Raw genomic sequence first — 23616 nt, 5'->3', positions numbered from 1 at the left:
CTATAACATCACCTGTGACAATTCCAACATTCAGGCACTAGGCGCAACGAAGCTGTCACGCAATTGGGGTCAGTCCAAATGCGAGGCGGCTTCGGCGATCGAACAGAAGGTCCGCCTAAACGACCGGGCCTCTCCAGTCGGAGGTTTACTTCGAGTCGTCCAGAAACCGGCGGGACCAGGCTGGCGGCAGGATCAGGCGCAACAGTAACGGCCAATGTTCCGCTGTCATACCTGATAGGCGCAGTGCCACAAGCGTTGGACGAGCGGGGTAGCCGCGCCGCTTGTTTTTTATCCCCCAGTCGAGCAGCTTTCGATTCACCGCTGCGAGAAGCTGATGCCTCTCGCGCCGGGGCAATCGCTGCCGATACCGGTCGAGAAGATCCCGGACCGGATGTGGCGGCAGGGCAGCGTCACTGCCCGGGCTATCCTCGGCCTCCTGCCACAGGCTGGTTACGGTATCGTCGTAATGAATCGCCTCGACTTCGCAAAGCGCCTGTAGCCAAAAATAATCTTCTCCTCCGCAGGGATACCGCTCGGGAAACCCACCCAGTGCCAGAAAGCGCTGGCGACGCAGGCACGCGGCATGAGGGTGGAGGAAATCTTCACGGGCATAGGCCGATAGCGCGCTCAGTCGACTCAGGACGCCATGCGGAAGCGATGCCACCTTGACCAGCCCACGCTGGTCGCTCATGCACTGATAAGCGTTGGCGAAAAGGTCGATATCGGGATGCCGAGCTATCGCCTCTGCCACGCGTGACAGATGATCGAAGAGCAGCAAGTCCCGAGCGTCGAAGAACATCAGCCAGTCCCCCAGCGCATGGTTCGCTCCGTCATTGCACGCCGCCAGAGGGCCGTCAGCATACAGTGAGTGCAACAGCTGCAGCCGCCCCGCGCGTTCGTGATGGCGCAGGAGTTCCAAGGAGCCATCGGTGGACCCTTCGTCGACCGCAATCACTTCAAAATCCTTGAACACCTGACGGAACAGGGACGGGAGAGACGTTTTCAGGTTTTGCGCTTCGTTATAAACGACTATCACTACCGATATCAAAGGCATGCGAGATCATTCCCTGCTCCAATATTTGTTAAAGCGGCAAGGACATTCAGGTTACATTGGAGATATTGGCGTGCAGCCTGATTTTGCCGCCAAGACAGAGCTGAAAATCGACTAGCAAAAAGTACTGAAACCGCTGGTGACCAGGCTTTACGCGAGGATGAGCGGCTTAAGTCATTGCCCGTATCACCCAAAAAACAAGCGGTGCGCGAAAGGCACTCTGTGTGGCTCGGCCCCCTACATCGGGAATCGATATCCCCCGAAGGCCTATCACCCGCTTGAGATAGAGTGGAAAAACCGCGTTGCTTGGCTCAGCATAGGCCGGCCGAAGCGATCTTAGAGCGCCTTCGAAGCCAGGTTCTTCGAATCAATGACAAGGTGGAGAGCAGCGAATGAACGACCGCAGCGCCATGCGACTGACCCGTCTGCAGCAGGCGCTTGCCGTCGGCGGTACCCTTCATCTTCGCGAAGCCGCCCGTCTGTGCGGTGTCTCGGAGATGACCATTCGCCGCGACGTGGCCGCTAGCGACGGGGCCATGACCCTGCTCGGCGGACGCCTGATCCTGGCGAGCAACCCGCATTATGCCCCGGCCTACGACCTCGACCGGCAGAAAGACAGTCATGCCCTGACCAAGCGCCGGCTGTGCGAACGGGCCGCCGGGTTCATCGAGAACGGCGATACCCTGTTCATCGACTGCGGCACCACCCTGCTACCGCTGGTGGGGACGCTTGCGGCCCGCGAGCGGCTCACCGTGGTGACCTATGCGCTCAACGTGGCCAATGCGATCAGCCTGAGACCGGATGTACGCTTGGTGCTGTTGGGCGGTCACTACCATGCCACTTCGCAATCCTTCGGCAGCGACGACATGAGCACGGCGATCAAACGCCTGGGCATCAATCGCGCCTTCATCTCGGCGGCTGGCGTTCACGCCGAACGCGGTGTGAGCTGCTTCCACTTCCACGAGGTGGCGCCCAAGCAGGCCGCCATTGCCTGCGCCGCGCAGCGCCTGCTGGTGGTCGACGAGAGCAAGATCGGACAGATCCGCCCCGCCTACTTCGCCAGGCTCGGCGACTTCGACGTGGTGATCACCGACGGCGACATGGCGCCGTCGCCGGAGAACGGAGGTCCGAGAATCATCGCCGCCTGACGCCCAGACACGACAAAGCCGGACCAAGTCCGGCTTCGGTGGGGTGTGCATAGCATGTCCGAGCGGTCAGTTTTCAGAAAGTGCTGGTCAGCTTGGCGAGCGAGATGAAGCGCAAGGCGCACGGAGCGCAGGAACCGGAGCCTATGGGGTATAGGTGAGGATTCCGAGCACCGCGCAACGCAGCGATTCGCTCGCGCAGCCAGCTGTACAGTGCTTTCTTAGCCGCACTTGGACCAGCCGCAACCCGCATAACAGGTCGGGCAGCCATCCATCATGATCAGCTCGCCGCGGCACTCAGGGCAGTGGCCCACCACCGTGGGACCGTCGCCCTTGCTCGCATCCGACGCTTGAAGCTGGGCCTGCTGCTCGGCCTGGGCCTCCTCTTCGGGGGTGGGCGGCTGCCAGGGATGACCGTGCGCCAGGCGATGGGCGTAGCGGCTGACCAGATCCTCCACCGGCACCTGGTTGCCGTCCTGGTCGAGGAAGCCGCGGCGGTAGAGGATCTGCTGGATCGACCAGGCGATGGCGGCAACTTCGGAGTCGTGGAACATCGGCTTACCCCAGCGGTTCATGCCGCAGCGTACCAGGCCCTTGTCCCAGGCCACCTTGCGCAGGTCGGCCACCGCCTGGGTGACGTAGCCGCCGCGAGCGGCCAGCGACAGGCTGCGCATGGTGGCGGTGATCCACTGGTGCTCGCTGGAGAGCTGGCCGGAGGGGAAGAAGAACTCCACCGGACGCTCGATTACCACGCGCTTGCCGTCGAGCACGCCCTCCACCGGCATGAAGGAAACTAGCAGATAGACCTTCTTGCGGCCCTCGGCGCCGACGTAGGAGATCTTCTCTGACACGGCCTCGAGGGTGCCCTCGGGGCGTGAGGGAATGCGCACCGTAAGCGGGTTCTCGTCGGCCAGCGGCTGCGCTTCCACCGCCTTCTTGACGCTGTAGGAAACGATCTTGGACTTGATTTCGACGGCCATCAGTAGGCTCCTTCAATACTTGTCTTCACGACGCGGAAACGGATCGAGCGGTTACCACTTTCCATAGGTACCCTCTTTCAGTGCGTCATAGAGATTGGCCGCGTTGTGCTCCTCGCCGTCGTAGACCACCTTTTCGTCGCCGGCAAGCTCCAGTGTCTCGCCGTTCTCCAGCTCGAACACGTAAGTGGTGTTCTTGAGGTCGTCCTCGCGCACCAGCACGCCCTGGAACGCCTCCGGATTGAAGCGGAAGGTGGTACAGCCCTTGAGCTTGCTCTCGTAGGCGTCAAGGTAAAGGTCCTTGAACTGCTCGAAGGGAAACTCGGTGGGCACGTTGACCGTCTTGGAGATGGCCGAGTCGACCCACGCCTGGGCCGCCGCCTGCACCGCCACGTGCTGCGTCGGAGTCACGGCATCGGCAGTGATGAAGTAGTCGGGCAGGTCGCTCTCCACCGCGTCGCTGGCGATGAAGTGGCGGTAGGCCGCCAGCTCGAAGGAGACCACTTCCACCTGCTCCTTGGTCTTCTTTCCCGACTGGATCACGTTGCGGAAATAGCGGTGCGAGAACGACGGCTCGATGCCGTTGGAGGCGTTGTTACCCAGCGACAGCGAGATAGTGCCGGTCGGCGCAATGGAGCTGTGGTGGGTGAAGCGCGCGCCGTGCTCGGCCAGTGCCGCGACCAGCTCCGGTTCCACCTCGGCGACCTTCTGCATGTAGCGGCTGTAGCGCGCGTGCAGGATGCGCCCGGGCACCTTGTCGCCGATCTCGTAGCCGTCCTTCGCCAATTCCGGGCGCTCGCGCATCATCTTCGGCGTGATCTCGAAGTCCTCGGCCAGTATCGGCGCCATGCCCTTCTCGCGGGAGAGCTCGAGCGCCTGCTTCCAGCCCTCGATGGCCAGGTTTCGGCTCACCTCCTCGGTGAAGGCGAGCGACTCGGGCGAACCGTAGGGAATCTTGAGCATGGTCAGGGTCGAGCCAAGGCCGAGGAAGCCCATACCGTGGCGGCGCTTGGCCTCGATCTCGCGGCGCTGGCCCTCCAGCGGCAGGCCGCTGATCTCGACCACGTTGTCGAGCATGCGGGTGAAGATCGCCACCACCTGGCGGTAGCGCTCCCAGTCGAAGCGCGGCTTCTTGCCGAAGGGGTCGATGACGAAGCGAGTCAGGTTGACCGAGCCGAGCAGGCAGGCGCCTTCCGGCGGCAGGGGCTGCTCGCCGCAGGGGTTGGTGGCGCGGATCTCCTCGCAGAACCAGTTATTGTTCATGCGATTGACCTGATCGATCAGGATGAAGCCCGGCTCGGCGAAGTCGTAGGTGGAACGCATGATGGTGTCCCACAGCTCGCGCGCCTTGATCACCTCGACGATACGGCAGGCCACGCGCCCCTCGGCGTCGACGCTGTAGCCCTCTTCGACCACCGGCCAGTCGCGGTAGATCAGATCCTCGGGCTTGACGTCCTCCTTCTCGCCGCCGTGCAGCGGAAAGGCCAGCGGCCAATCGGTATCGTTCTTCACCGCCTCCATGAACTCGTCGGTAATCAGCAGCGAAAGGTTGAACTGGCGCAGTCGGCCGGCTTCGCGCTTGGCCTCGATGAAGCTGCGTACGTCAGGGTGACCGACATCGAAGGTGCCCATCTGCGCACCGCGCCGACCGCCCGCCGAGGCCACCGTGAAGCACATCTTGTCGTAGATATCCATGAACGCCAGCGGGCCGTTGGTACCGGCACCGGCGCCGAACACGAAGGCCCCCTTGTGGCGCAGGGTCGAGAACTCGTAGCCGATGCCGCAGCCCGCCTTGAGCGTCATGCCGGCATCCACCACCGAGGAAAGGATGTCGTGCATGGAGTCGCGGATGGTGCGCGAGACGGTGCAGTTGATCAGGCTTACTGCCGGCTTGTAGTCCTCGGCGCCGGCGTTGGACATGATGCGCCCGGCGGGAATGGCACCATGCTCCAGTGCCCAGCGGAACTTGGGCAGCCACTCCTCGGCGCGCTCGCCTTCCACCGCGGCCAGGGCGCGCGCGACGCGGTCCCAGGTCGCTGCCACGTCCTTGTCGACGGGGCGTCCATGACGATCCTTGAGGCGATACTTGGAGTCCCAGATATCGCGTGAGGGCACTTGCATAGGCACCTCGTTGGATGTCTTGACGGCCTTGGTGGAAGTACTCATGCAGGGGATCTCCAGTAAGGGTCAAAAGTTCAAATCGTTCAACGTTTCTGGCGTGCCAGGCGTTCGAAGCGCACCAGCCACTCTCCGAGCCGGCCCTGGGCCAACCCTTCCTCGCGGCCATCCAGCAGGTTCTTGACCATCAGCCCGAGCTCGGTGTCGCCCTCGATCACCAGCCGGCGCTGGAAGAACAGCGCGTCGGGATCCTCGCGCCGGGTCGCCAGGCACAGGAATTCGCGCCAGCCGCCGCGAATGGTGGCCTCGCCGGCCTCCGGGCTGAGCCTGAAGCGCTCCTCCTCGAGGGTCAGCGTCAGGACCATGCCAATATCCTCCACGTGCAGCGAGATCCGCCGCCCCTCGAGCGCATCGAACTCGCCCTCGGCCAGGGGCTCGGCGAAGGTGCGATTGAGCAGCGGCTCGATCAATTGGCGCTTCAGCGTGAGCGGCACGCGCGGGTCGATGGCACGGATCAGGCGAATCGGAGCGGGCGGACGTGGCAAACGCAACAGGGGCAGCGGAAACATAGCGACTCTCCGAAGGGGCGAACCAGTGGATTCGGCGCGACCACAGGCCGCGAAACCGTTCATCCTAAGCCCGACGCCGCCCATCTGCACTGATATGCGTCAAGCTCGTGCCACTGCCCCCGACCGGGGCCTTGGCTACCATATATAGCCAAGCCTGGTGGATCAAGCACCACATCTGGGCTTTTTTTAACGGTAGCGACTATCTTCCGGTAACTGCCTGATCCTCAAGCGGCTGCGCCGTAAGCTGGCACGCAGATATGGAGGGATGACAGCAAAACGCCGATGAAGGAGACCTGCCGGGAGAGTTTCGAGAGGTGCCGGGACGGCAAAAAGCCGGAGCGCCGCAGTGCGGCGCTCCGGCACATATCGCTGTTGGCTCTTTACCAGTTTTTCGTCAGAGGTACTGGTAGCGCAGCAAACGGTATTTGATGCGCTCGAGGATGACCTGATCGATGACCGCCGCGAGCACGGCGATGACCAGGATGTTGGTCATCACGCCGGTCATGTCGGCGATCTCGCCCGAGTAGGCCAGCGACTTGCCGAGCCCTGCGCTGAAGCCGACGATCATCTCGGCCGAGATCAGCGCACGCCAGGCGTTGCCGAAGGCGAGCTGGGCGCCGGTGATCAGCTCCGGCGTCACCGCCGGGAAGTAGACGCGCTTGAGCATCTGCATGCGCGATGCCCCCATCACCCGCGCGGCATCGATATGTACCCGCTCGACGCTCTCGGTGGCGTTCATGACGCTCAGCGCGGTGGGGAAGAAGGCGCCCACGGCCACCACTACGATGATCGGCAGATTGCCGAAGCCCATCAGGATAAGGAACAGCGGCACCCAGGCGATCGAGGGTATCGACTGCAGGATGATGATGGCCGCCTTGAGGGTGCTGCGCACCGCATTCAACGTACCGCCGACCAGCCCCAGCACGATGCCGGCCAACAGGGCCGCGCCGTAGCCCGCCCCCAGCCGTCCCATGCTGTTACCGAGCCCGTGATAGAACTCGGCGCTGCCCAGCTCGCGCCACAGGCGCATCAACGCCACGGGTACGTCGGGCATCAGGAAGCTCGGCAGGAACCAGGCGGCCACCTGCCAGAAGAACAGGATCAGGACGATGGCCAGTACGTAGGCTCGCTTGCTGGCCACGCCGGTCGCGGTATTGCCCATGCTCAAAGTTCGCGCTCTTCCTGCCAGGTGAGATCCAGCAGCGCATCCACGTCGAAGGTCTCACCCTCGAGGATGCCCTGTGCCTGCATGATCTCGGCCAGCTCCTTCATGCGCGCGATGTCGTCCTCGGTGAGTTCGGCGCTGAAGTCGTTGGTGGCGATGGCCTGCGCGATTACCTCTTCGCTGGGCACCGTGCTGCCGTCGCGCGCTTCGATTACCGCGTCGTTGACGAAATAGGGGGTGATGTAGGGCGCGGCCTCCTCCGGCGAGTTCTCGAGCATGTCGATCGCCTCGCGCTGGGCATCCATCGCCGCCCACAGCACGTCGCGACGGTTCTCCAGCGTCTCGGCGGAGGTGATCACCACCATGCACGGGAACGGCCATACCTCGCCGATCTCGTAGATCTCCTTGACCGGCGCCTGCAGCTGGGCGATGCGCGCGTAGGGCTCGAACAGGAAGGCGGCATCCACGCGGCCACCGGCCAGCGACTGGACTGCCACCGAAGGCGCCACGCCCATGATGTTGAGGTCGTCCGGCGAAAGTCCGGCATCGGCCAGGGTCACGCCTTTGAGCACGATGTCCGCGGTGCTGCCCTGCTTCTGCGATGCCAGACTCTTGCCGGCCAGGTCGGCCACCTCGTCGATGCCGGCGTCCTCGCGGGCCAGCAGCGCATGGTAGCCACGCTGGGCGCCGCCGACGATGCGCAGGTCGGCACCGCGACCGGCCCAGGTAAAGGCATTGGAGAAGCCAAGCACGCCGAGGTCGAGCTGGCCGCCGACGATGCCCTTGATCAGGTCGGTACCCGAGCTGAACTCGATCAGCTCGGCGTCGAGGCCGTACTTCTCGTAGAGCCCAGCCTCCTGGGCGAGCATCACCTGGGCGTCGTCCATCACGCGCACATAGCCGACCCGGAGCGGTTCGTTGGCGAACAGCGGGGCGGCCAGCAGCAGAGACAGCAGGGGAGCGATGAGCCAACGTGTCATTGCACGTCTCCTTTTTCGGTTTGACGTTCGGTTTCCTGGGCCTGCGTATCGATGCCGAGCAGCGAGAGCACCTCCCGGCGAATCCCGGCGAAGGCCGAAAGGTCATGGGTTTTGGGAATGTGCCCGAGGGTAAACTCCTCGAGCACTCGCGCCGGGCGGTGGCTGAAGACCAGCACGCGGTCGGCGAGGTAGAGCGCCTCGTCCACGTCGTGGGTGACCAGCACCACGGTGGGCCGCTCCTCCTCGATCAGATCCTTGAGCACGCTCTGCAGCGTCAAGCGGGTCAATGCATCGAGGGCGCCGAAGGGCTCGTCGAGCAGCAGCACCTTGGGCCGGGCGATGAAGGCCCTGGCCAGGGCGCAGCGTTGGCGCATGCCGCCTGAGACCTGATGCGGGTAGTAGTCCTCGAAGCCGTCGAGCTTGACCCGCGCCAGCCACTGAACGGCCTGTTTGTGTGCCTCGCCCGCCGGCCGCCCCTGGAACTCCAGCGCCAGGGCAACGTTTTGCCTGAGCGTCATCCATGGATAGAGCGCATGCTCCTGGAAGACCAGGGTGCGCTCGGGCGCCGGACGCTCGACCGAACGACCGTCGGCTTTCACCTGCCCCCCGGTCGCGCTCTGCAGGCCCGCGACCATGTGCAACAGCGTCGACTTGCCGCAGCCGGACGGACCGACCAGGGCAACGATTTCGCCGTCGCGAATGGTTGTGTCGAAGGTGTCGATCACCTTCAGGTCGCCGAAGGACTTGGTGACCCGTTCGAACTGAAGCTGCATATGAGCGTCCGGAACAACTATATATTCAAAAATGGAATACTAGACAGTTCAGTATATAACCATTTTTCCGTTCTTGAAAAGCCGAAGGCTACTTTATTCCCAGCCGGCGTGCCAGCTTGTGCAGGTTGCTGGGGTCGACGTCGAGCCGCCTGGCGGCACCCGCCCAGCTGCCGTCGCAGGCAGCCAGGGCCAGGAGGATGGCATAGCGCACTGTCTGAAACTCGGTCGGCTCATGAAAACGGCGCCCCACGGGACGCCGTTTCGGCTGGTATGCAAGAGGAGGTTTCACACGGTTCGTGAGAAGCGCCCTTCGTTCGGCCTGAGGTAGGCGTCGAAGGCCATCGCCATGTTGCGCATCATCAAGCGCCCGGCGGGCAGCACTTCGACGGCACCGTCATGGAGCGAAAGCAGGCCATCCGCCTGCATCTCCTCGAGTTCGCCGAGGGCGTCGGCGAAATAGTCGCGGAAGGTGATGTCGTGGCGCGCTTCGATGGCGGCGAAGTCGATGCGGCCGTGGCACATCAGGGCATTGATCACGTCGCGGCGCAGGCGATCGTCGTCGTTGAGTCGATAACCGCGCATCACCGGCAGCCGCCCGCTCTCCAGGCGCGCCTGGTACTGGGCGGTCTCCTTGACGTTCTGGCTGTAGCTGTCGCCGACCTTGCCGATGGAGGTAATACCCAGGCCGATCATGTCGCAGTCGGCGTGGGTCGAGTAACCCTGGAAGTTGCGCTGCAAGGTACCGTTCTCCTTGGCCAGGGTCAGTTCATCGCCAGGCAGGGCGAAGTGATCCATGCCGATGTAGACGTAGCCGGCAGCGGTCAAGCGGCGAATGGTGAGTTCGAGCAGCTCCAGCTTGCGCTCCGGCGGCGGCATGTCCTCGGGTCGGATCAGCCGCTGGGCCTTGAACAGCTCCGGCAGGTGGGCATAGCTGTAGGCGGCGATGCGGTCGGGGCGCAGGGCAATTATCTTCGCCAGGGTGGTGTCAAAGCTCGCCACCGTCTGCAGCGGCAGGCCGTAGATCAAGTCCACGCTGACCGACTGGAAGCCGGCCTCGCGCGCCGCCTCCACCAGCTCGATCACCTGCTCCTCGCTCTGTACGCGGTTGACCGCCTTCTGCACGTCGGGATCGAAGTCCTGCACGCCGAAGCTCAGGCGATTGAAGCCGAGGTCGTGGAGCTCATGGATTTGCTCGGGCGTGACGGTACGCGGGTCGACCTCGAGCGAGAACTCGCGCGCGGCGGGCTCGGCAAAATGAAAGGCCTCGTCGAGGGCCGCCATCAGCTCGCCGAGCTGGGCATTGCTCAGGTAGGTGGGCGTGCCGCCGCCCAGGTGCAGTTGGGTCATGCGCCGCCCCTCGTCGAACAGCGCGCCCTGCACACCGATCTCCTGCTTCAGCCACCCGAGGTACTCGGCCGCCCGTTCGGTGTTATGAGTAATGATCTTGTTGCAGGCGCAGTAGTAGCACAGGCTCTTGCAGAACGGGATATGCACATAGACCGACAGCGGCTTGGGCGCGGCGACACGATTGCTGCGCTCGGCAGCGGAGCGGTAGTCGTCCTCGGCGAAGGCCGCATGGAATTGGGGCGCCGTCGGATAGGACGTATAGCGAGGGCCCGGACGGTCGTACTTCTCTACCAGCGGGCGATTGAACAGCAGATCGTCTTGCATGATCGAAAACGGCCTCTTGAAACGTCGGCATGGAGCGCGTCATGCCTGATGTCAGCGAGTATGACAGCGGCAATCGGTATCGTCGCGACAGCTCGCCCTTCTCTTGTCCGGGGTCAAGTTTGCGCGGTTCACGAAGCGGTTGTATCGACGCTGGCCTTGGCAAAAACTATGAATATGTATATAAAATACCACTTATGCCAAGCGCATGGCGGCGATACTGTTGGCGCTGAGCTGGTCGATACTATGGCTGAGCGGCATGCCTGGCCATGTACTGGCCGCGACGGCAGCGATCTTCTGTTGTGTGGCGCGTTCGTCTGGATGCGACCCGATGCCACCTCCCTCGGAGGCGGACGCCACGAGGTGAGTAGTGCTGCTATGATAAGAAGGTTTTAGCATACTTAAATTGATGCTTATCAAGCCAATCCCGGACTGTCCATGCACCTGACCCGCTATACCGACTATGCGCTGCGCGTACTGCTCTTCCTCGCCGTCAAGGGCGAGGAGCGCTCCACGATTCATGAAATCGCGGAGAGCTTCGGCGTCTCTCGCAACCATCTGATGAAGGTGGTGCAGGACCTCAGCCACCGCGGCTATATCACCACCATCCGCGGCAAGAATGGCGGGCTGCTACTCAATCGCCGCCCGGAGGAGATCACCCTCGGCAGCCTGGTAAGGGACACCGAGCACGAACTCGGCCTGGTGGAATGCTTCCGCGACAGCAACGACTGCGTCATTACCCCGGCCTGCCGGCTCAAGCCGATTCTCAATGAGGCCATGGATGCTTTCATGGGCGTTCTCGATCAATACACGCTGGCCGACATGCTCGGCAGGCGACAACCACAGCTCGCCCGCTTGATGCAGATCGCCACCAGCCCCGCCTGATTGTGCCAATATTCGTTTCGGCTCTTTATCGAGACCAGACGTCAAGCGGATCTCTTTCGCTCCCTGCTGGCTTCACCGTGAACTAAAAGAAACAGGAGAAACCCATGAACAAGTTGTCTGCCGCCCTGCTCGTCGGTGCCGCAACCCTGGCCTTCGCCGCTTCCGCTCAGGCCGAAGCCGATGGCGAGGCGATCTACAACCAGGCCTGCATGGCCTGCCACATGACCGGTGCCGCCGGCGCCCCGATCCGCGGCGACGCGGACGCCTGGGCACCGCGCGTGGAGCAGGGCATCGACACACTCTACACCCACGCCATCGAAGGCATCGGCGCCATGCCGCCCAAGGGTGGCCAGATGGGCCTGAGCGACGAGGAAGTCCAGGCCGCGGTCGACTACATGGTCGAACCGGTACTGTAAGCCTATTCGCACCCAGGCTTGGCGCCTTGCAAGCCTGGTAAAGGGGCGCCATGTCGCATTCGCGGCATGGCACCCCGTCTTTAGTCGGCCCTCTCTCCCGCACATCCTCCCCGCACTTCCGGTGCTTTTCGCTCCGCCACCTCTCCTACCCCTTTAGGGTTACCCACAGAGGCTTCGGCTTCCATCACTCGGGTCATGACCCACGTCAATTCCAGCGCCAGGAGCAGCTGGCAATATAGGCCTCAGCAACAAAAGACATATTTCACATACCTGTTAAGCGAACAGCCCCCTTCGGGGCCATGCAGGTAAGGAAAACAAGGAATGCCCATGGCTACCCGGCGCAGCGCCCCGTCTCCCCTGGCTCTTACCTGGCTGATCGGTCTGCTGATGCTGCTGTTCACCCTGCCGGCCATGGCCATTGAGCTGGAGCAGGTTCGCCCCGGTTTCCCCGAGGCGGCCCGGTTGAGCGAAGCCGAAGGCACCCTTCCCACCATGGCGGTGCTGGATGATGCGGGAGAACCGCTGGGCTATGTCTTCGAGAGCGTTGATATCGCCCCTATCCCCGCCTACTCGGGCAAGCCGGTCAACCTGCTGGTGGGCATCGACCTGGAAGGGCGCATCGTGCTGGCCGACATCCTCGGCCACGAGGAGCCTATCATGCTGGTGGGCATCCCCGAGGCCAAGCTGGAGGGCTTCGCCGACGCGCACGTGGGCGCCCACGTCAACGACCGGCTCAAGGTCGGCGACAACCTCGACGCCATCTCCGGCGCCACCGTCACCGTCATCGTGGTCAGCGACACCATACTGCGCGCGGCGCGCCAGGTGGCCGCCGAGCAGGGGCTGATCGCCGACCCCTCCACCACCCCTCCGGCCCGAGTACTCGAGGACATCTACGCCCCCGCCGACTGGGGAACGCTCACCGGCGACGGCACCATCCGGCGTTTCCACCTGAACCATGGCAAAGTGGACGAGACTTTCGTCGGCACGCCCGCCGAGCATTACCTGCATACGCCTCAGCCGGCGGACCGCACCTTCATCGAGCTGTTCTACACCTACCTCAACCCGCCCACCGCCGGCCGCAACCTGCTCGGCAACAACGTCTACGAGCAGCTGATGGCCCGGCTCGACGAGGGCGAGCACGCCATCGCGGTGATGGGCCGCGGCGACTATTCGTTCAAGGGCTCGGGCTACGTGCGCGGCGGCATCTTCGACCGCCTGGAGCTCAGCCAGGGCAACACCACCGTCAGCTTCCACGACCGCGACCACATCCGCCTGGGCAATCTGTCGATCGAGGGCGCGCCCGACTTCGCCGAGCGCGACGTATTCATCATTCGCGAAGGCGCCGCCTTCGATCCGGGCCGGCCGTGGCAGCTCGAGCTGCTGGTGCGCCGCGCTTCCGGCCCGCTGGATACCGAATTCAGCCGCTTCAGCGCCGACTACAGCGTGCCCGAGGCCTATATCGAACGGCCCGAGCCGCCCAAGGAGGAGCCGATCTGGGTCCAGGTGTGGCGCGACAAGGCGTTCCAGATCGCCGTACTCGGCCTGGGCCTTGCGGTGCTCACCGTCATCATGCTGTTCCAGGACGTGTTGGTGCGCTACCCGTACATCATGCGCCCGCTGCGCCTGGGCTTCCTGGTCTACACCTTGGTGTTCATTGGTTGGTACTCGCTGGCCCAGCTCTCGGTGGTCAACGTACTCACCTTCACCAATTCGCTGATCACCGGCTTCAGCTGGGAGTCGTTCCTGATCGACCCGATGCTGTTCATCCTTTGGTCGTTCGTGGCGGTGAGCCTGCTGCTGTGGGGCCGCGGCGTGTTCTGCGGCTGGCTGTGCCCCTTCGGCGCGCTGCAGGACCTGGTCAACAAGGCCGCACGCAAGCTGGGCGTCAAGCAATATGAGGTTCCCTTCGGCCTGCACGAGCGCCTATGGGCGATCAAGTACATCATCCTGCTGGCGCTGTTCGCCGTGTCGCTGCACTCGCTGGGGCAGGCCGAGCGCTACGCCGAGGTGGAACCGTTCAAGACCGCCATCACCCTGCGCTTCCAGCGCGAATGGGGCTTCCTGCTCTATGCCCTGGGCCTGGTGGCGATCTCGGCCTTCACCCACAAGGCCTACTGCCGCTACGTCTGCCCGCTGGGCGCAGGTCTCGCCATTCCCGCCCGCCTGCGCCTGTTCGACTGGCTCAAGCGTCATCGCGGCAGCTGCGGCACGCCCTGCCAGATATGCGCCAACGAATGCGAGGTGGCCGCCATCCACCCGGACGGCCATATCAATGCCAACGAGTGCCACTACTGCCTCGACTGCCAGATCACCTATCACGACGACCGTCGCTGCCCACCGATGATCAAGCGCCGCAAGCGCTACGAGAAGGCGGCACGCATGGCGGGCGACAAGGGCCGCGTCGAGATCCATGAACCCGCCAAGGCCGTCGACCGGCTGCAGCGTATTCCGACCCACCAAGAGGACTGAACCATGAGTGACAAGAAGCAGATCGAGAACCTCGGTCGCCGGCACTTCCTGCGCAACAGCGCGGTGACCGGCGTCGCCGGGGCCGGCCTGGCCAGCGGTTTCGGCGCCAGCGCGCTGATGGCTAGCCGCCAGACCCAGGCCGCCGGCGCTGCAGCAGGCAGCGTGGCGCCGGGCGAACTCGACGAATACTACGGCTTCTGGAGCGGCGGCCATTCAGGCGAAGTGCGCGTGCTGGGCGTGCCCTCAATGCGTGAGCTGATGCGCATCCCGGTGTTCAACGCCGACAGCGCTACCGGCTGGGGCATCAGTAACGAGTCCAAGCGCATCCTCGGCGACTCCGCGCGCTTCCTCAACGGCGACAGCCACCACCCCCACGTCTCGATGACCGACGGCCACTACGACGGCAAGTACCTGTTCATCAACGACAAGGCCAACACCCGCGTGGCGCGCATCCGTCTCGACATCATGAAGACGGACAAGATCACCACCATCCCCAACGTCCAGGCGATCCACGGCCTGCGCCTGCAGAAGGTGCCGCACACCAAGTACGTGTTCTGCAACGCCGAGATGCCGATTCCGCAGGTCAACGACGGCCGCGACATGGAGAATCCGGAGAACTACTGGACCATGTTCAACGCGGTGGACGCGGAGAGCATGGACGTGGCCTGGCAGGTGATCGTCGATGGCAACCTCGACAACACCGACGCCGACTATACCGGCCGTTTCGTCGCCGCGACCTGCTACAACTCCGAGAAGGGCATGACCCTCTCCGAGACCATGAGCGCCGAGCGCGACTGGGTGGTGGTGTTCGACGTCGAGGCGATCGAGGCCGCCGTCGCCGCCGGCCAGTACGAGACCCTGGGCGATTCGCCGGTGCCGGTGCTCGACGGTCGCAAGGGCTCGGCGCTGACCCGCTACATCCCGGTGCCCAAGAACCCGCACGGCTTGAACACCTCGCCGGACGGCAAGTACTTCATGGCCAACGGCAAGCTGTCGCCGACCGTGACCATCATTGCGATCGACAGGCTGCCCGAGCTGTTCAATGACGCCATCGAGCCGCGCGACACCGTGGTCGGCGAGCCCGAGCTGGGCCTGGGGCCGCTTCACACCACCTTCGACGGTCGCGGCTACGCCTACACCACCCTGTTCATCGACAGCCAGGTGGCCAAGTGGCACATCGAGGATGCCATTCGCCACTACAACGGTGAGGAGGTGAACTACATCCGCCAGAAGCTGGACGTGCACTACCAGCCCGGCCACAACCACGCCAGCCTCACCGAGTCGCGCGATGCCGACGGCAAGTGGCTGGTGGTGCTGTGCAAGTTCTCCAAGGACCGCTTCCTGCCGGTGGGCCCGCTGCGCCCCGAGAACGACCAGTTGATCGACATCAGCGGCGACGAGATGAAGCTGGTGCACGACGGCCCGACCTACGCCGAGCCGCACGACTGCATCCTGGTGCGCGCCGACCAGATCAACCCGGTGCGCGTATGGCGGCGCGACGACCCCTTCTTCGCCGACACCATCGCCATGGCCGAGGCCGACGGCGTCAACGTCGAGCGTGAGAACAAGGTCGTGCGCGACGGCAACAAGGTACGCGTCTACATGACCTCCGTAGCACCGACGTTCGGCCTGACCGAGTTCAAGGTCAAGCAGGGTGACGAAGTCACCGTGGTGATCACCAACCTCGACCAGGTGGAAGACCTGACTCACGGCTTCTGCATGGTCAACCACGGCGCGCAGATGGAGATCGGCCCGCAGCAGACCGCCAGCGTCACCTTCGTCGCCGACAAGCCCGGGGTGCACTGGTACTACTGCAACTGGTTCTGTCACGCCATGCACATGGAAATGACCGGCCGCATGCTGGTCGAGAAGGCCTGATAGCCTTCTGAGTGCCTGGAGGGAGTCGGGACCAGGCTGAGAGAACCTGGTCCCGGCCCACCCTTTAGTTCTGGAGAAACGTATGACCCGACGACCGACTCTCGGCGTCCTGATCCCGATTCTTGCCGCCTGGCTGGTAATGCCGGGCGTGCTGCTGGCCGCCGACTGGCGGGCCAGCCCGGGCGAATCGCCGCAGCCGCTGGTCGAACGCGCCAGCGACGGCGATCGCCTGTTGCTACCCGCGGGCCGCTATCCCGGTCCGCTCACGATCGATCGTTCGCTGCGCGTAGTGGCCGAGCCCGGTGCAGTGATCGACGCCGGCGGCAGCGGCCATGGCGTGATCCTCGAAGCCCCCGGCAGCGTGATCGACGGCCTCACCGTCGAGAACTGGGGCCGCGACCTTACCGCCATGGACAGCGGCATCCTGGTGGAGAGCACCGCCGCCGGCAGCGTCATTAGCAACTCGCGCCTCGAAGGCCCCGGCTTCGGTATCCGGCTCGATTCGGCGAATGAAGTCGAGGTGCTGGACAACGTCATCCGCGGTGACACCTCGCTGCGCTCGCAGGACCGCGGTAACGGCATTCACCTGTACAACGTGCGTGACGTTCGGGTGGAAGGCAACGAGATCCGCGACGTGCGCGACGGCATCTATATCGACACCAGCAGCCAGAGCCTGCTGCGCCGCAACGTGATGCAGGACCTGCGCTACGGCGTGCACTACATGTACGCCCACGACAACCGCCTGGAACAGAACCTCACCCGCAACACCCGCACCGGCTATGCGCTGATGCAGTCGCGCCACCTGACGGTGATCGGCAACCGCTCCGAGGGCGACCTCAACTACGGCATCCTGATGAACAACATCACCTACTCCACGCTGCGCGGCAATCGCATCAGCGGCGTGCGCCAGCCGCTGGACGCCAGCGGCCAGGGGCTGGTCAGCGGCGCCGAAGGCAAGGCGCTGTTCGTCTACAACGCTCAGTTCAACCGCTTCGAGGGCAACCGCCTGGCCGATAGCGACATCGGCATCCATCTCACCGCCGGCTCCGAGGACAACCGCGTGGTCGGCAACGCCTTCGTCGACAACCGCCAGCAGGTGATGTACGTGGCCACGCGCACCCAGGAGTGGTCGGAGGAGGGGCGCGGCAACTACTGGAGCGACTACCTGGGCTGGGATATGGCCGGCGACGGCTTGGGCGATACGCCCTACGAACCCAGCGATGCCATGGACCGTCTGCTGTGGCGCTACCCCGTCGCGCGGCTGCTGATGCACAGCCCCGCGGTGCTGACCCTGCGCTGGGTGCAGCGCCAGTTCCCCGTCTTCCGCCCCCAGGGCGTGAAGGACAGCGCTCCCCTGATGACAGAACCCGACTTCGGAGACACCGACTCATGACCGCGGTGATCGAATTCCATGGCGTGACCCGACGCGACGGCGACGTGGTACGCCTCGATGCCCTCGACCTCACGGTCAGCGAAGGCGAAGTCCTCGCCCTGCTCGGCCACAACGGCGCTGGCAAGACCACTACCATGAAGCTGATCCTGGGGCTGCTCTCGCCCAGTGAAGGCTCGATTTCCGTACTCGGCGGCGCCCCCGATGGGGCTCATGCCGAGACGCTGCGGCGCCGACTGGGGTACCTGCCCGAGAATGTCAGCTTCTACGAACAGCTCAGCGGCCGCGAGGTACTGGAGTTCTTCGCCCGGCTCAAGCGCGTCGACCGGCGCCAGGTGGGCCAGTTGCTCGAGCAGGTCGGCCTGGGCGCGGCGGCCAAGCGCCGCGTGAAGACCTACTCCAAGGGCATGCGCCAGCGTCTGGGCCTGGCCCAGGCGCTGCTCGGCGAACCGCGCCTGCTGCTGCTCGACGAACCCACCACCGGGCTCGACCCCGCCGCCACCCGTGATTTCTACGACAACGTGCGTAGCCTGCGCGAGCGTGGCTGCACGGTGCTGCTCTCTTCCCATGTGCTGCCGGGCGTGGAGCCCTACATCGACCGCGCGCTGATTCTTGGCGGCGGCCGTCGCCTGGCGCTGGGCAGCCTCGAGACCCTGCGTGCCGAGGCAGCGCTGCCGACGACCATTCGCGCCCGCGGCCGGCTGGCAGGCGCCGACTGGCAGCAGCCCTGGAACGACTCGCGCATCCAGGCCCGGCCGCTCAACGGTCACGAGGTATCGCTCTCGGTGCCGGCCGATGCCAAGCTCGCCGTGCTGCGACACCTCACCGCCCAGCCCGGCGTCGAGGACGTCGAACTGCTGCCGCCCACGCTGGAACACCTGTATATCCATTTCTCCGCCGGGCTCGCGCCCCGTGAGCGAGGAGACGCCCGATGAACGCCATCCTGACCCTGGCCGGCAAGGAGTTCCGCGACGGCATGCGCAACCGCTGGGTGCTGGCCATCACCCTGGTGCTGGCCCTGCTCGCCGTGGGCATCGCCTGGTTCGGCGCCGCCGCCAGCGGCGGACTGGGCTTCACCTCGCTGGCCACGACGCTGGTCAGCCTCGCCACCCTGGCGGTGTTCCTGATCCCGCTGATCGCCCTGCTGCTGGCCTACGACGCCGTGGTCGGCGAGCAGGAGGCAGGTACCCTGCTGCTGCTGCTCACCTACCCGGTCAGCCGCAGTTCGCTGTTGCTGGGCAAGTTCCTCGGTCACGGCCTGATTCTTGGCAGCGCCACGGCGCTCGGCTTCGGCATTGCCGGCGTGGTAATCGCGGTGGGTGCGGAAGGTGTGGCGCTGGGTGAGCTCGCTGCCGGCATGGGCCTGCTGATCGCCAGTAGCGTGCTGCTGGGCTGGGTGTTCATCGCCTTCGCCTACCTGATCAGCGTGTGGGTGAGCGAGAAGGCGCGCGCCGCCGGCCTGGCGCTGGTGGTGTGGTTCCTGTTCGTGCTGGTGTTCGACCTGGGGTTGCTGGCGCTGTTGGTCAGCGTCAAGCAAGGCGGCGACTGGCTGCCCTGGCTGCTGCTGCTCAACCCCACCGAGCTGTTCCGCCTGATCAACCTGGCCGGCTTCGAGGCAGCGCGCAGTTATACCGGCCTGACCTCCATTGCCGTGGGTGGCGCCTTCCGCCCCACCGTCCTGCTGCCGCTGTTGATGGCCTGGGTGCTGGTGCCCCTAGGTCTGGCGCTGCTGCGCTTCCGTCATCGCTCGGCCTGAGCCCGCTTTTCCTATCGGAGTAAACCTGATGTCCCGCTTCCTGCTGCTTCCCCTGCTCCTGCTGTCGCTACTGCTTGCCGGCTGCGGTGAGTCGGAGCCCGTCGCCCTGGCCGCCGCCGAGCCCATCGAGTCCGGCGACAGCTGCCACGTATGCGGCATGCTGATCAATGAGCACCCCGGCCCCAAGGGCGAGGCCTTCCTTGACAAGCAAGGCTCGGCGCTGAAGTTCTGTTCCACCGCGGAGCTGTTCGCCTTCCTGCGTCAGCCCGAAAACGAGACCCGCCTCTCCCACGCCTACGTGCACGACGTCGCCGTTGCACCTTGGGCCACACCTTCTAACGACGCCTTCATTCTGGCCAGCGAGGCCTGGTACGTGGTGGGGCACGACCAGCGCGGCTCCATGGGCCATACCCTGGCCTCGTTCAAGGAGCGACACCATGCCGCGGCCTTCGCCGAGACCCACGGCGGCGAACTTCTCGCCTATGAGGACATCGACCTCGACCTGCTGGCCCGCCTGAGCCGCGGCGAGCTGGGCGGCGGCGATGCCATGGGCGGCATGAAGGGCCACGACGATGCCCACGGGAGTAGCGGCACGCACTAAGCCCCAGCCAGCGGGACAGCCGCTGTGCAGCATGCTAGGCTCGGGCGCAATTCCTTCAAGAGACCCCCGAATGCGCTCGATCGTCCCGTTCGCCCCCGTATTGGTCGGCCTGGCCCTGGCCGGACCGGCCGCGGCCACCAACTACAACGTCAGCGATGCCGAGCAGCACGAGAACTGGCACTCCGTGGTGCTGACGCTGGGCGAGGAGCGCCACTTTCGCGCCCTTGAGCAGACTAGCTATAGCGACTCGATCCTGAGCGTGAACTACACCGCCGGCGTGTGCGACCTGCCGTGGATCGAGGTTCGCGTCGAGCTCGAGGAGCACCAGCCCGAGAGCCGCGTGGCCAACCTGGTGCCCGGCGACCTGCGTGTGGACCACGAGACCATCTACAGCGGCATGGCGGAGTTCATCACCCAGCGCGGTGACCGCGGCTTCTACGTCAACTTCTACCTTGATACCCAGGACCTGCTGCTCGACGAGATGCGTGGCGGTGAGACGCTGCGCCTGCGCCTGGACCGTGGCGACGAGGACTACTGGTTCATGAGCTTCGATCTGAAGGGAGCCGATGCGGCCATTGCCCGCGCCGAACGGCAGTGCGAGGCGGCCGGCTGATGGCGACGCTGCTGTTTCGGCTGGCCAACGTCACCGAGGAGGAAGCCTGGGAGGTGCGCCGCCTGCTCGACGAGCAGGGTTTCGATACCTACGAGACCCAGGCCGGCTTCTGGCGCCTGGGCGTCGATGCCATCTGGCTGCGTGATCCCACGCAATTGGAGGCGGCACGCGAGGTGCTGGAGCGCTATCAGGCCGAGCGGCAAGCGCGTGTGCAGCAGGAGCATGCCGACCGTGTCGCAGAGGGAGATGCACCGACCCTGTGGCGGCGCCTGTGGCAGCACCCCGTGCAGATGCTGCTGGTGGCGCTGGCGGTACTGGCCATTCTGGCCCTCACATTGGCGCCCTTCCTCGGACTGATCGAGCGCATCGGTAGCGACTGAACGCTTGACGGAAAAGCGAAACGGCCGCCAGCAGGCGGCCATGACAGGTTCTGCGGCTCTCAACGAAACCGCTGCGTATCCAGGTACTCCACCGACAGGTAATCCTCGAAGGTCCACAGCCGCACGAAGCGTCCGCGGTGGTCCGCCTCGTCGCCGTCTCCCCCCCACACCATCAGGCTCTGAGGCGTTTCCGGCATCTCCCCCTGGAGCTGCTCGAACCACCAGGCGGCCATCTCCTCCTCCCAGGGTTCACTGTGGTTCGCCACGAGCCGCTCGATGACCCGCTCGCGCTCTGCCACGTCGGGATGGAAAGTCACCACCAGTGCCAAAGCGTCGTCGCCGGCCGGGAACACGTAGCGCAAGTCGGTCTGCGGTGCGCCCTCGTCCTGCAATTCGCCATCGATGAGGCGGTCGCCCTCCTCGGTCTCGAAGCCGGCAAGGTTGACCACGGCGGCGTCGCGGTCAAGCTCGGTCATGACCTCTTCGTAGGTCATTCCAAACTCGGCGCTGCGATAGCCGGCGGGCCCCTCCGCCGCCAAGGCCGTGGTAAAGGCCAGAGCAGCCAGGCTACCGCCGAGCCAGGCTGACGCTTGCATGTATCGTCTCATTGACGCTCCTCTAGCATGAACGGCTGCGACGCGGCCGAGCCGGCGTTCGCAGCGAATGTCGACATGTTCCCGATCATTCGGCCGGCACCACCGTGATCACCCCCTCCATGTCGCGATTCTCGTGCGGGCGGCAGTGGTAGGAGTAGGTGCCGGGCTCGTCGAAGGTGCGCTCCCAGCTCTCCCCGGGGAACAGCCGCTCCGAGCCCTGATCCTCATCGGCAAAGTAGACGTCGTGGCTGGTGCGCTTCTCGGCATTGACCCAGCGCACCGTGGCACCGGCCGTCACCTCGAGTTCGGCGGGGTGATATTCGTAGTCGCGCATCTCCACTTCGGTCACATCGTCGCCGGCCTGCACCACCCCGCTCAGCAGCAGGGTGGCCAGGGCGGTCGCGCCGAATGTCAGTCCGATACTCTGTCGCATGAGCGTCTCCTCCCCGGCCGGCGCGTCAACGAGTGACGCGCGTGGCATTGATCTCCACCATGTCGTCGCCGAAGGTCTCTTCCGGAGTCTCGGCGCCGAAGGCCAGGCCGTACTGGAAGGAGACGTGGTGGAAGCGCGAACCGGCATGGTCGTCGTGCAGCGCCACGTTGAGACTGTAGAGACTCGACAGGTCGAGCGGCTTGTCGCCTTCCGTGCCGGTCTTGAGTGCCCGGGTCAGGTAGGCGGTCCACACCCCGTCCTGCTCTTCGGCGCTGAACACGATGGCCTGGCTATCGCTGAAGTGCCGCTCGTCGAGGACATAGCCCGACTCGACCGAGCCGTCGCCGCTGTTGTAGCGCGCCAGATCGAGGTAGACGCCGCCATCGAGGAGCTCCTGAATCTCGGCTTCCTCCTTGAGCTTGTCCCAGCCGCCGCGCGCCGCGCCACGACGCCCTTTTATCTCGATATCGGTGCGGCTCTCGGCGAGGTACTTGGTGACACCGTTGCCACTGGTCAAGTCGAGACGTTCGGCAAGATCGCTCGCCACCAGCGTCGCAGCCTCCGGGGCATCAGGCATGTAGGCCGAATCGTGGTGACAGCTCGCCCAGCAGCCCCCCTGCTCGGCCAGCTCGACGCGCCCGTCGGAGAGGCCCACGGTCAGCTTGAAGGGGTTGTTCGGGTCCATCATGCCGCCGTCGACGAAGGGCAGCGGGGCATGTTCGCCCTCCTGCCACTGAAACTGCATGTAGAGGTACTCGTCGTCGAATGCGGCCTTCACGCTCATCGGCACGTGGCCACGCTTGTCGCCGAGGTCGAAGGTTTCGATCTTCTCGCCGGCGACGGCCAGCGCGCCGATATCCGCCTCCTCACCCTGATGGCACCATATGCAGCGGTCGCCGAACTTGACCGCCCGGCCGCCGCCGTGCTCGCTGCCGTCCTGGATCCATTCAATGGAGGCCTGGCCGGGCAGGAACAGCGTCAGATCGGTGGCAGGCACCGACTCCCAGTCGAGCGATGCGGCCAGGTTCTCGTCGACCGTGGCGGCCTCACCGAGATCCTCGCTTTCCAACGGTACCTCGGCGGCCTCGGCCCCTTCCGCGACTTCGACGACGTCGAAGCGGCCCGCCCATACCGGTGATTCATCCCATGCCTCGGGCAGCTGGTGGGCGATGCCCTGGTGGCACTCGATACAGGTCATGCCCTGCTCGAAGGCGCGGGCGTGCTCGCGCGAGGCGCGGGCGGCCTGCTGCTCCAGGTCCATCGCCGACCAGTCATGGCAGTTGCGACACTCGCGCGAATCGGTGCGCAGCATTGAGCGCCAGACGTTCTCGGCCAGGTGGATACGCTTGGCCTCGAACTCCTCTTCGGTATCCACCGTACCCAACATCCAGTGCCACACCTCGCGGCTGGCCTGGATCTTGCGAATCATCTTGGGCCCCCAGGCGTCCGGCACGTGGCAATCCGAACAGGCCGCCCCCACGCCGGTGGCGTTCTGATAGTGCGGGCGATCCTGGTACTCCTCGTGGACCCAGCTCATCTCATGGCAGGAGGTGCTGCAGAACGTGTAGCTGTTGGTCGCCTCCATCACGGTATTGAAGCCACCCCAGAAGATGATCCCGGCGACGAAGAAGAACACGGCGGCACCCAGCGATGCCCCCAAAATGGTGATTCTGCGCCAGTTGCGTGGTCGCTCCCCCATGGTCTTTCTCCCAAAGTGTCATGACGCGGGTGCTTACCCTCCACGACCGCGGCT

General features: G+C 64.7%; 23 protein-coding genes. 11 read left to right on the top strand and 12 right to left on the bottom strand.

Annotated features, from left to right (window positions below; all coding sequences use genetic code 11):
• Positions 1 to 145 precede the first annotated feature (145 nt).
• The gene (locus tag HBJ55_RS13535) at positions 146 to 1054 is read right to left on the bottom strand and encodes a glycosyltransferase family 2 protein (protein ID WP_167115733.1); all 909 of its coding nucleotides are present in this window, start codon (positions 1052 to 1054) and stop codon (positions 146 to 148) included.
• A gap of 389 nt (positions 1055 to 1443) precedes the next feature.
• Between HBJ55_RS13535 and HBJ55_RS13530 the strand changes: the two genes are divergently transcribed.
• On the top strand, positions 1444 to 2199 hold the full coding sequence (locus HBJ55_RS13530; protein ID WP_167115730.1) for a DeoR/GlpR family DNA-binding transcription regulator: 756 nt from the start codon (positions 1444 to 1446) through the stop codon (positions 2197 to 2199).
• 218 nt (positions 2200 to 2417) lie between these two features.
• Here the strand turns inward: HBJ55_RS13530 and HBJ55_RS13525 are convergent, their stop codons facing one another.
• The 8 genes from HBJ55_RS13525 to hemN all read right to left on the bottom strand — a co-directional run bounded on the left by HBJ55_RS13525 (position 2418) and on the right by hemN (position 10449).
• A complete protein-coding gene (locus tag HBJ55_RS13525; protein ID WP_167115727.1) occupies positions 2418 to 3176 on the bottom strand; it encodes a ribonucleoside-diphosphate reductase in 759 nt (252 codons plus the stop codon).
• A 51-nt stretch (positions 3177 to 3227) separates the two neighbouring features.
• Positions 3228 to 5339: an adenosylcobalamin-dependent ribonucleoside-diphosphate reductase gene (locus HBJ55_RS13520; protein WP_167115724.1), complete on the bottom strand. Its 2112-nt coding sequence runs from the start codon at positions 5337 to 5339 to the stop codon at positions 3228 to 3230.
• 38 nt (positions 5340 to 5377) lie between these two features.
• Positions 5378 to 5860, bottom strand: a complete 483-nt coding sequence (gene ubiT, locus HBJ55_RS13515; RefSeq protein WP_167115721.1) for a ubiquinone anaerobic biosynthesis accessory factor UbiT — start codon at positions 5858 to 5860, stop codon at positions 5378 to 5380.
• A gap of 394 nt (positions 5861 to 6254) precedes the next feature.
• Positions 6255 to 7022, bottom strand: coding sequence for an ABC transporter permease (locus HBJ55_RS13510; RefSeq protein ID WP_167115718.1), 768 nt, complete (start codon positions 7020 to 7022; stop codon positions 6255 to 6257).
• A 2-nt stretch (positions 7023 to 7024) separates the two neighbouring features.
• Complete coding sequence (locus HBJ55_RS13505) at positions 7025 to 8005, bottom strand: ABC transporter substrate-binding protein (protein WP_167115715.1); 981 nt, start codon at positions 8003 to 8005, stop codon at positions 7025 to 7027.
• Complete coding sequence (locus HBJ55_RS13500) at positions 8002 to 8778, bottom strand: ABC transporter ATP-binding protein (protein ID WP_167115712.1); 777 nt, start codon at positions 8776 to 8778, stop codon at positions 8002 to 8004. The genes HBJ55_RS13505 and HBJ55_RS13500 overlap by 4 nt, the downstream gene beginning before the upstream one ends.
• Before the next feature lie 88 nt (positions 8779 to 8866).
• Positions 8867 to 8989: a hypothetical protein gene (locus HBJ55_RS22570; RefSeq protein ID WP_277345664.1), complete on the bottom strand. Its 123-nt coding sequence runs from the start codon at positions 8987 to 8989 to the stop codon at positions 8867 to 8869.
• Between the two features lie 74 nt (positions 8990 to 9063).
• Positions 9064 to 10449 carry an oxygen-independent coproporphyrinogen III oxidase gene (hemN, locus tag HBJ55_RS13495; RefSeq protein ID WP_167115710.1) on the bottom strand — a complete coding sequence of 462 codons (1386 nt, stop codon included), beginning with the start codon at positions 10447 to 10449 and terminating at the stop codon, positions 9064 to 9066.
• A gap of 435 nt (positions 10450 to 10884) precedes the next feature.
• On the opposite strand from hemN, the gene HBJ55_RS13490 reads away from it, so the two are divergent.
• The 10 genes from HBJ55_RS13490 (at position 10885) to HBJ55_RS13445 (ending at position 20834) form a co-directional block, all read left to right on the top strand.
• Positions 10885 to 11331: an Rrf2 family transcriptional regulator gene (locus HBJ55_RS13490; protein ID WP_167115707.1), complete on the top strand. Its 447-nt coding sequence runs from the start codon at positions 10885 to 10887 to the stop codon at positions 11329 to 11331.
• A gap of 104 nt (positions 11332 to 11435) precedes the next feature.
• The gene (locus HBJ55_RS13485; protein WP_167115703.1) at positions 11436 to 11747 is read left to right on the top strand and encodes a c-type cytochrome; all 312 of its coding nucleotides are present in this window, start codon (positions 11436 to 11438) and stop codon (positions 11745 to 11747) included.
• 321 nt (positions 11748 to 12068) lie between these two features.
• Positions 12069 to 14216, top strand: a complete 2148-nt coding sequence (nosR, locus tag HBJ55_RS13480; RefSeq protein ID WP_240936109.1) for a transcriptional regulator NosR — start codon at positions 12069 to 12071, stop codon at positions 14214 to 14216.
• Between the two features lie 3 nt (positions 14217 to 14219).
• On the top strand, positions 14220 to 16094 hold the full coding sequence (gene nosZ / locus HBJ55_RS13475) for a TAT-dependent nitrous-oxide reductase (RefSeq protein ID WP_167115700.1): 1875 nt from the start codon (positions 14220 to 14222) through the stop codon (positions 16092 to 16094).
• Positions 16095 to 16176: 82 nt separating this feature from the next.
• The gene (locus HBJ55_RS13470; RefSeq protein ID WP_240936108.1) at positions 16177 to 17487 is read left to right on the top strand and encodes a nitrous oxide reductase family maturation protein NosD; all 1311 of its coding nucleotides are present in this window, start codon (positions 16177 to 16179) and stop codon (positions 17485 to 17487) included.
• Positions 17484 to 18419: an ABC transporter ATP-binding protein gene (locus HBJ55_RS13465; RefSeq protein ID WP_167115696.1), complete on the top strand. Its 936-nt coding sequence runs from the start codon at positions 17484 to 17486 to the stop codon at positions 18417 to 18419. Before HBJ55_RS13470 ends, HBJ55_RS13465 begins: the two co-directional genes overlap by 4 nt.
• On the top strand, positions 18416 to 19240 hold the full coding sequence (locus HBJ55_RS13460; protein ID WP_167115694.1) for an ABC transporter permease: 825 nt from the start codon (positions 18416 to 18418) through the stop codon (positions 19238 to 19240). The genes HBJ55_RS13465 and HBJ55_RS13460 overlap by 4 nt, the downstream gene beginning before the upstream one ends.
• Positions 19241 to 19268: 28 nt before the next feature.
• Positions 19269 to 19841, top strand: a complete 573-nt coding sequence (locus HBJ55_RS13455) for a nitrous oxide reductase accessory protein NosL (protein WP_167115691.1) — start codon at positions 19269 to 19271, stop codon at positions 19839 to 19841.
• Between the two features lie 70 nt (positions 19842 to 19911).
• Positions 19912 to 20454, top strand: a complete 543-nt coding sequence (locus HBJ55_RS13450; RefSeq protein WP_167115688.1) for a hypothetical protein — start codon at positions 19912 to 19914, stop codon at positions 20452 to 20454.
• Positions 20454 to 20834, top strand: a complete 381-nt coding sequence (locus HBJ55_RS13445; RefSeq protein ID WP_167115685.1) for a DUF6164 family protein — start codon at positions 20454 to 20456, stop codon at positions 20832 to 20834. The genes HBJ55_RS13450 and HBJ55_RS13445 overlap by 1 nt, the downstream gene beginning before the upstream one ends.
• Positions 20835 to 20893: 59 nt before the next feature.
• Here the strand turns inward: HBJ55_RS13445 and HBJ55_RS13440 are convergent, their stop codons facing one another.
• The 3 genes from HBJ55_RS13440 to HBJ55_RS13430 form a co-directional block, all read right to left on the bottom strand.
• Complete coding sequence (locus HBJ55_RS13440; RefSeq protein ID WP_167115683.1) at positions 20894 to 21430, bottom strand: hypothetical protein; 537 nt, start codon at positions 21428 to 21430, stop codon at positions 20894 to 20896.
• Positions 21431 to 21515: 85 nt separating this feature from the next.
• The gene (locus HBJ55_RS13435) at positions 21516 to 21863 is read right to left on the bottom strand and encodes a cupredoxin domain-containing protein (protein ID WP_167115680.1); all 348 of its coding nucleotides are present in this window, start codon (positions 21861 to 21863) and stop codon (positions 21516 to 21518) included.
• Between the two features lie 25 nt (positions 21864 to 21888).
• Positions 21889 to 23562: a NapC/NirT family cytochrome c gene (locus HBJ55_RS13430; RefSeq protein ID WP_167115678.1), complete on the bottom strand. Its 1674-nt coding sequence runs from the start codon at positions 23560 to 23562 to the stop codon at positions 21889 to 21891.
• Positions 23563 to 23616 lie beyond the last annotated feature (54 nt).

This window comes from Billgrantia bachuensis, from assembly GCF_011742165.1.
Classification (GTDB): domain Bacteria; phylum Pseudomonadota; class Gammaproteobacteria; order Pseudomonadales; family Halomonadaceae; genus Halomonas; species Halomonas bachuensis.
Note: the sequence above shows the minus strand (reverse complement) of the source record. Positions and strands in the feature narration are given on the sequence as shown.

What these genes read in the sequence shown, in the direction of transcription:
- HBJ55_RS13535 (WP_167115733.1), bottom strand. Translation starts at nt 1,054, where the DNA reads ATGCCTTTGATATCGGTAGTGATAGTCGTTTATAACGAAGCGCAAAAC.
- HBJ55_RS13530 (WP_167115730.1), top strand. Translation starts at nt 1,444, where the DNA reads ATGAACGACCGCAGCGCCATGCGACTGACCCGTCTGCAGCAGGCGCTT.
- HBJ55_RS13525 (WP_167115727.1), bottom strand. Translation starts at nt 3,176, where the DNA reads ATGGCCGTCGAAATCAAGTCCAAGATCGTTTCCTACAGCGTCAAGAAG.
- HBJ55_RS13520 (WP_167115724.1), bottom strand. Translation starts at nt 5,339, where the DNA reads ATGAGTACTTCCACCAAGGCCGTCAAGACATCCAACGAGGTGCCTATG.
- ubiT (WP_167115721.1), bottom strand. Translation starts at nt 5,860, where the DNA reads ATGTTTCCGCTGCCCCTGTTGCGTTTGCCACGTCCGCCCGCTCCGATT.
- HBJ55_RS13510 (WP_167115718.1), bottom strand. Translation starts at nt 7,022, where the DNA reads ATGGGCAATACCGCGACCGGCGTGGCCAGCAAGCGAGCCTACGTACTG.
- HBJ55_RS13505 (WP_167115715.1), bottom strand. Translation starts at nt 8,005, where the DNA reads ATGACACGTTGGCTCATCGCTCCCCTGCTGTCTCTGCTGCTGGCCGCC.
- HBJ55_RS13500 (WP_167115712.1), bottom strand. Translation starts at nt 8,778, where the DNA reads ATGCAGCTTCAGTTCGAACGGGTCACCAAGTCCTTCGGCGACCTGAAG.
- hemN (WP_167115710.1), bottom strand. Translation starts at nt 10,449, where the DNA reads ATGCAAGACGATCTGCTGTTCAATCGCCCGCTGGTAGAGAAGTACGAC.
- HBJ55_RS13490 (WP_167115707.1), top strand. Translation starts at nt 10,885, where the DNA reads ATGCACCTGACCCGCTATACCGACTATGCGCTGCGCGTACTGCTCTTC.
- HBJ55_RS13485 (WP_167115703.1), top strand. Translation starts at nt 11,436, where the DNA reads ATGAACAAGTTGTCTGCCGCCCTGCTCGTCGGTGCCGCAACCCTGGCC.
- nosR (WP_240936109.1), top strand. Translation starts at nt 12,069, where the DNA reads ATGCCCATGGCTACCCGGCGCAGCGCCCCGTCTCCCCTGGCTCTTACC.
- nosZ (WP_167115700.1), top strand. Translation starts at nt 14,220, where the DNA reads ATGAGTGACAAGAAGCAGATCGAGAACCTCGGTCGCCGGCACTTCCTG.
- HBJ55_RS13470 (WP_240936108.1), top strand. Translation starts at nt 16,177, where the DNA reads ATGACCCGACGACCGACTCTCGGCGTCCTGATCCCGATTCTTGCCGCC.
- HBJ55_RS13465 (WP_167115696.1), top strand. Translation starts at nt 17,484, where the DNA reads ATGACCGCGGTGATCGAATTCCATGGCGTGACCCGACGCGACGGCGAC.
- HBJ55_RS13460 (WP_167115694.1), top strand. Translation starts at nt 18,416, where the DNA reads ATGAACGCCATCCTGACCCTGGCCGGCAAGGAGTTCCGCGACGGCATG.
- HBJ55_RS13455 (WP_167115691.1), top strand. Translation starts at nt 19,269, where the DNA reads ATGTCCCGCTTCCTGCTGCTTCCCCTGCTCCTGCTGTCGCTACTGCTT.
- HBJ55_RS13450 (WP_167115688.1), top strand. Translation starts at nt 19,912, where the DNA reads ATGCGCTCGATCGTCCCGTTCGCCCCCGTATTGGTCGGCCTGGCCCTG.
- HBJ55_RS13445 (WP_167115685.1), top strand. Translation starts at nt 20,454, where the DNA reads ATGGCGACGCTGCTGTTTCGGCTGGCCAACGTCACCGAGGAGGAAGCC.
- HBJ55_RS13440 (WP_167115683.1), bottom strand. Translation starts at nt 21,430, where the DNA reads ATGCAAGCGTCAGCCTGGCTCGGCGGTAGCCTGGCTGCTCTGGCCTTT.
- HBJ55_RS13435 (WP_167115680.1), bottom strand. Translation starts at nt 21,863, where the DNA reads ATGCGACAGAGTATCGGACTGACATTCGGCGCGACCGCCCTGGCCACC.
- HBJ55_RS13430 (WP_167115678.1), bottom strand. Translation starts at nt 23,562, where the DNA reads ATGGGGGAGCGACCACGCAACTGGCGCAGAATCACCATTTTGGGGGCA.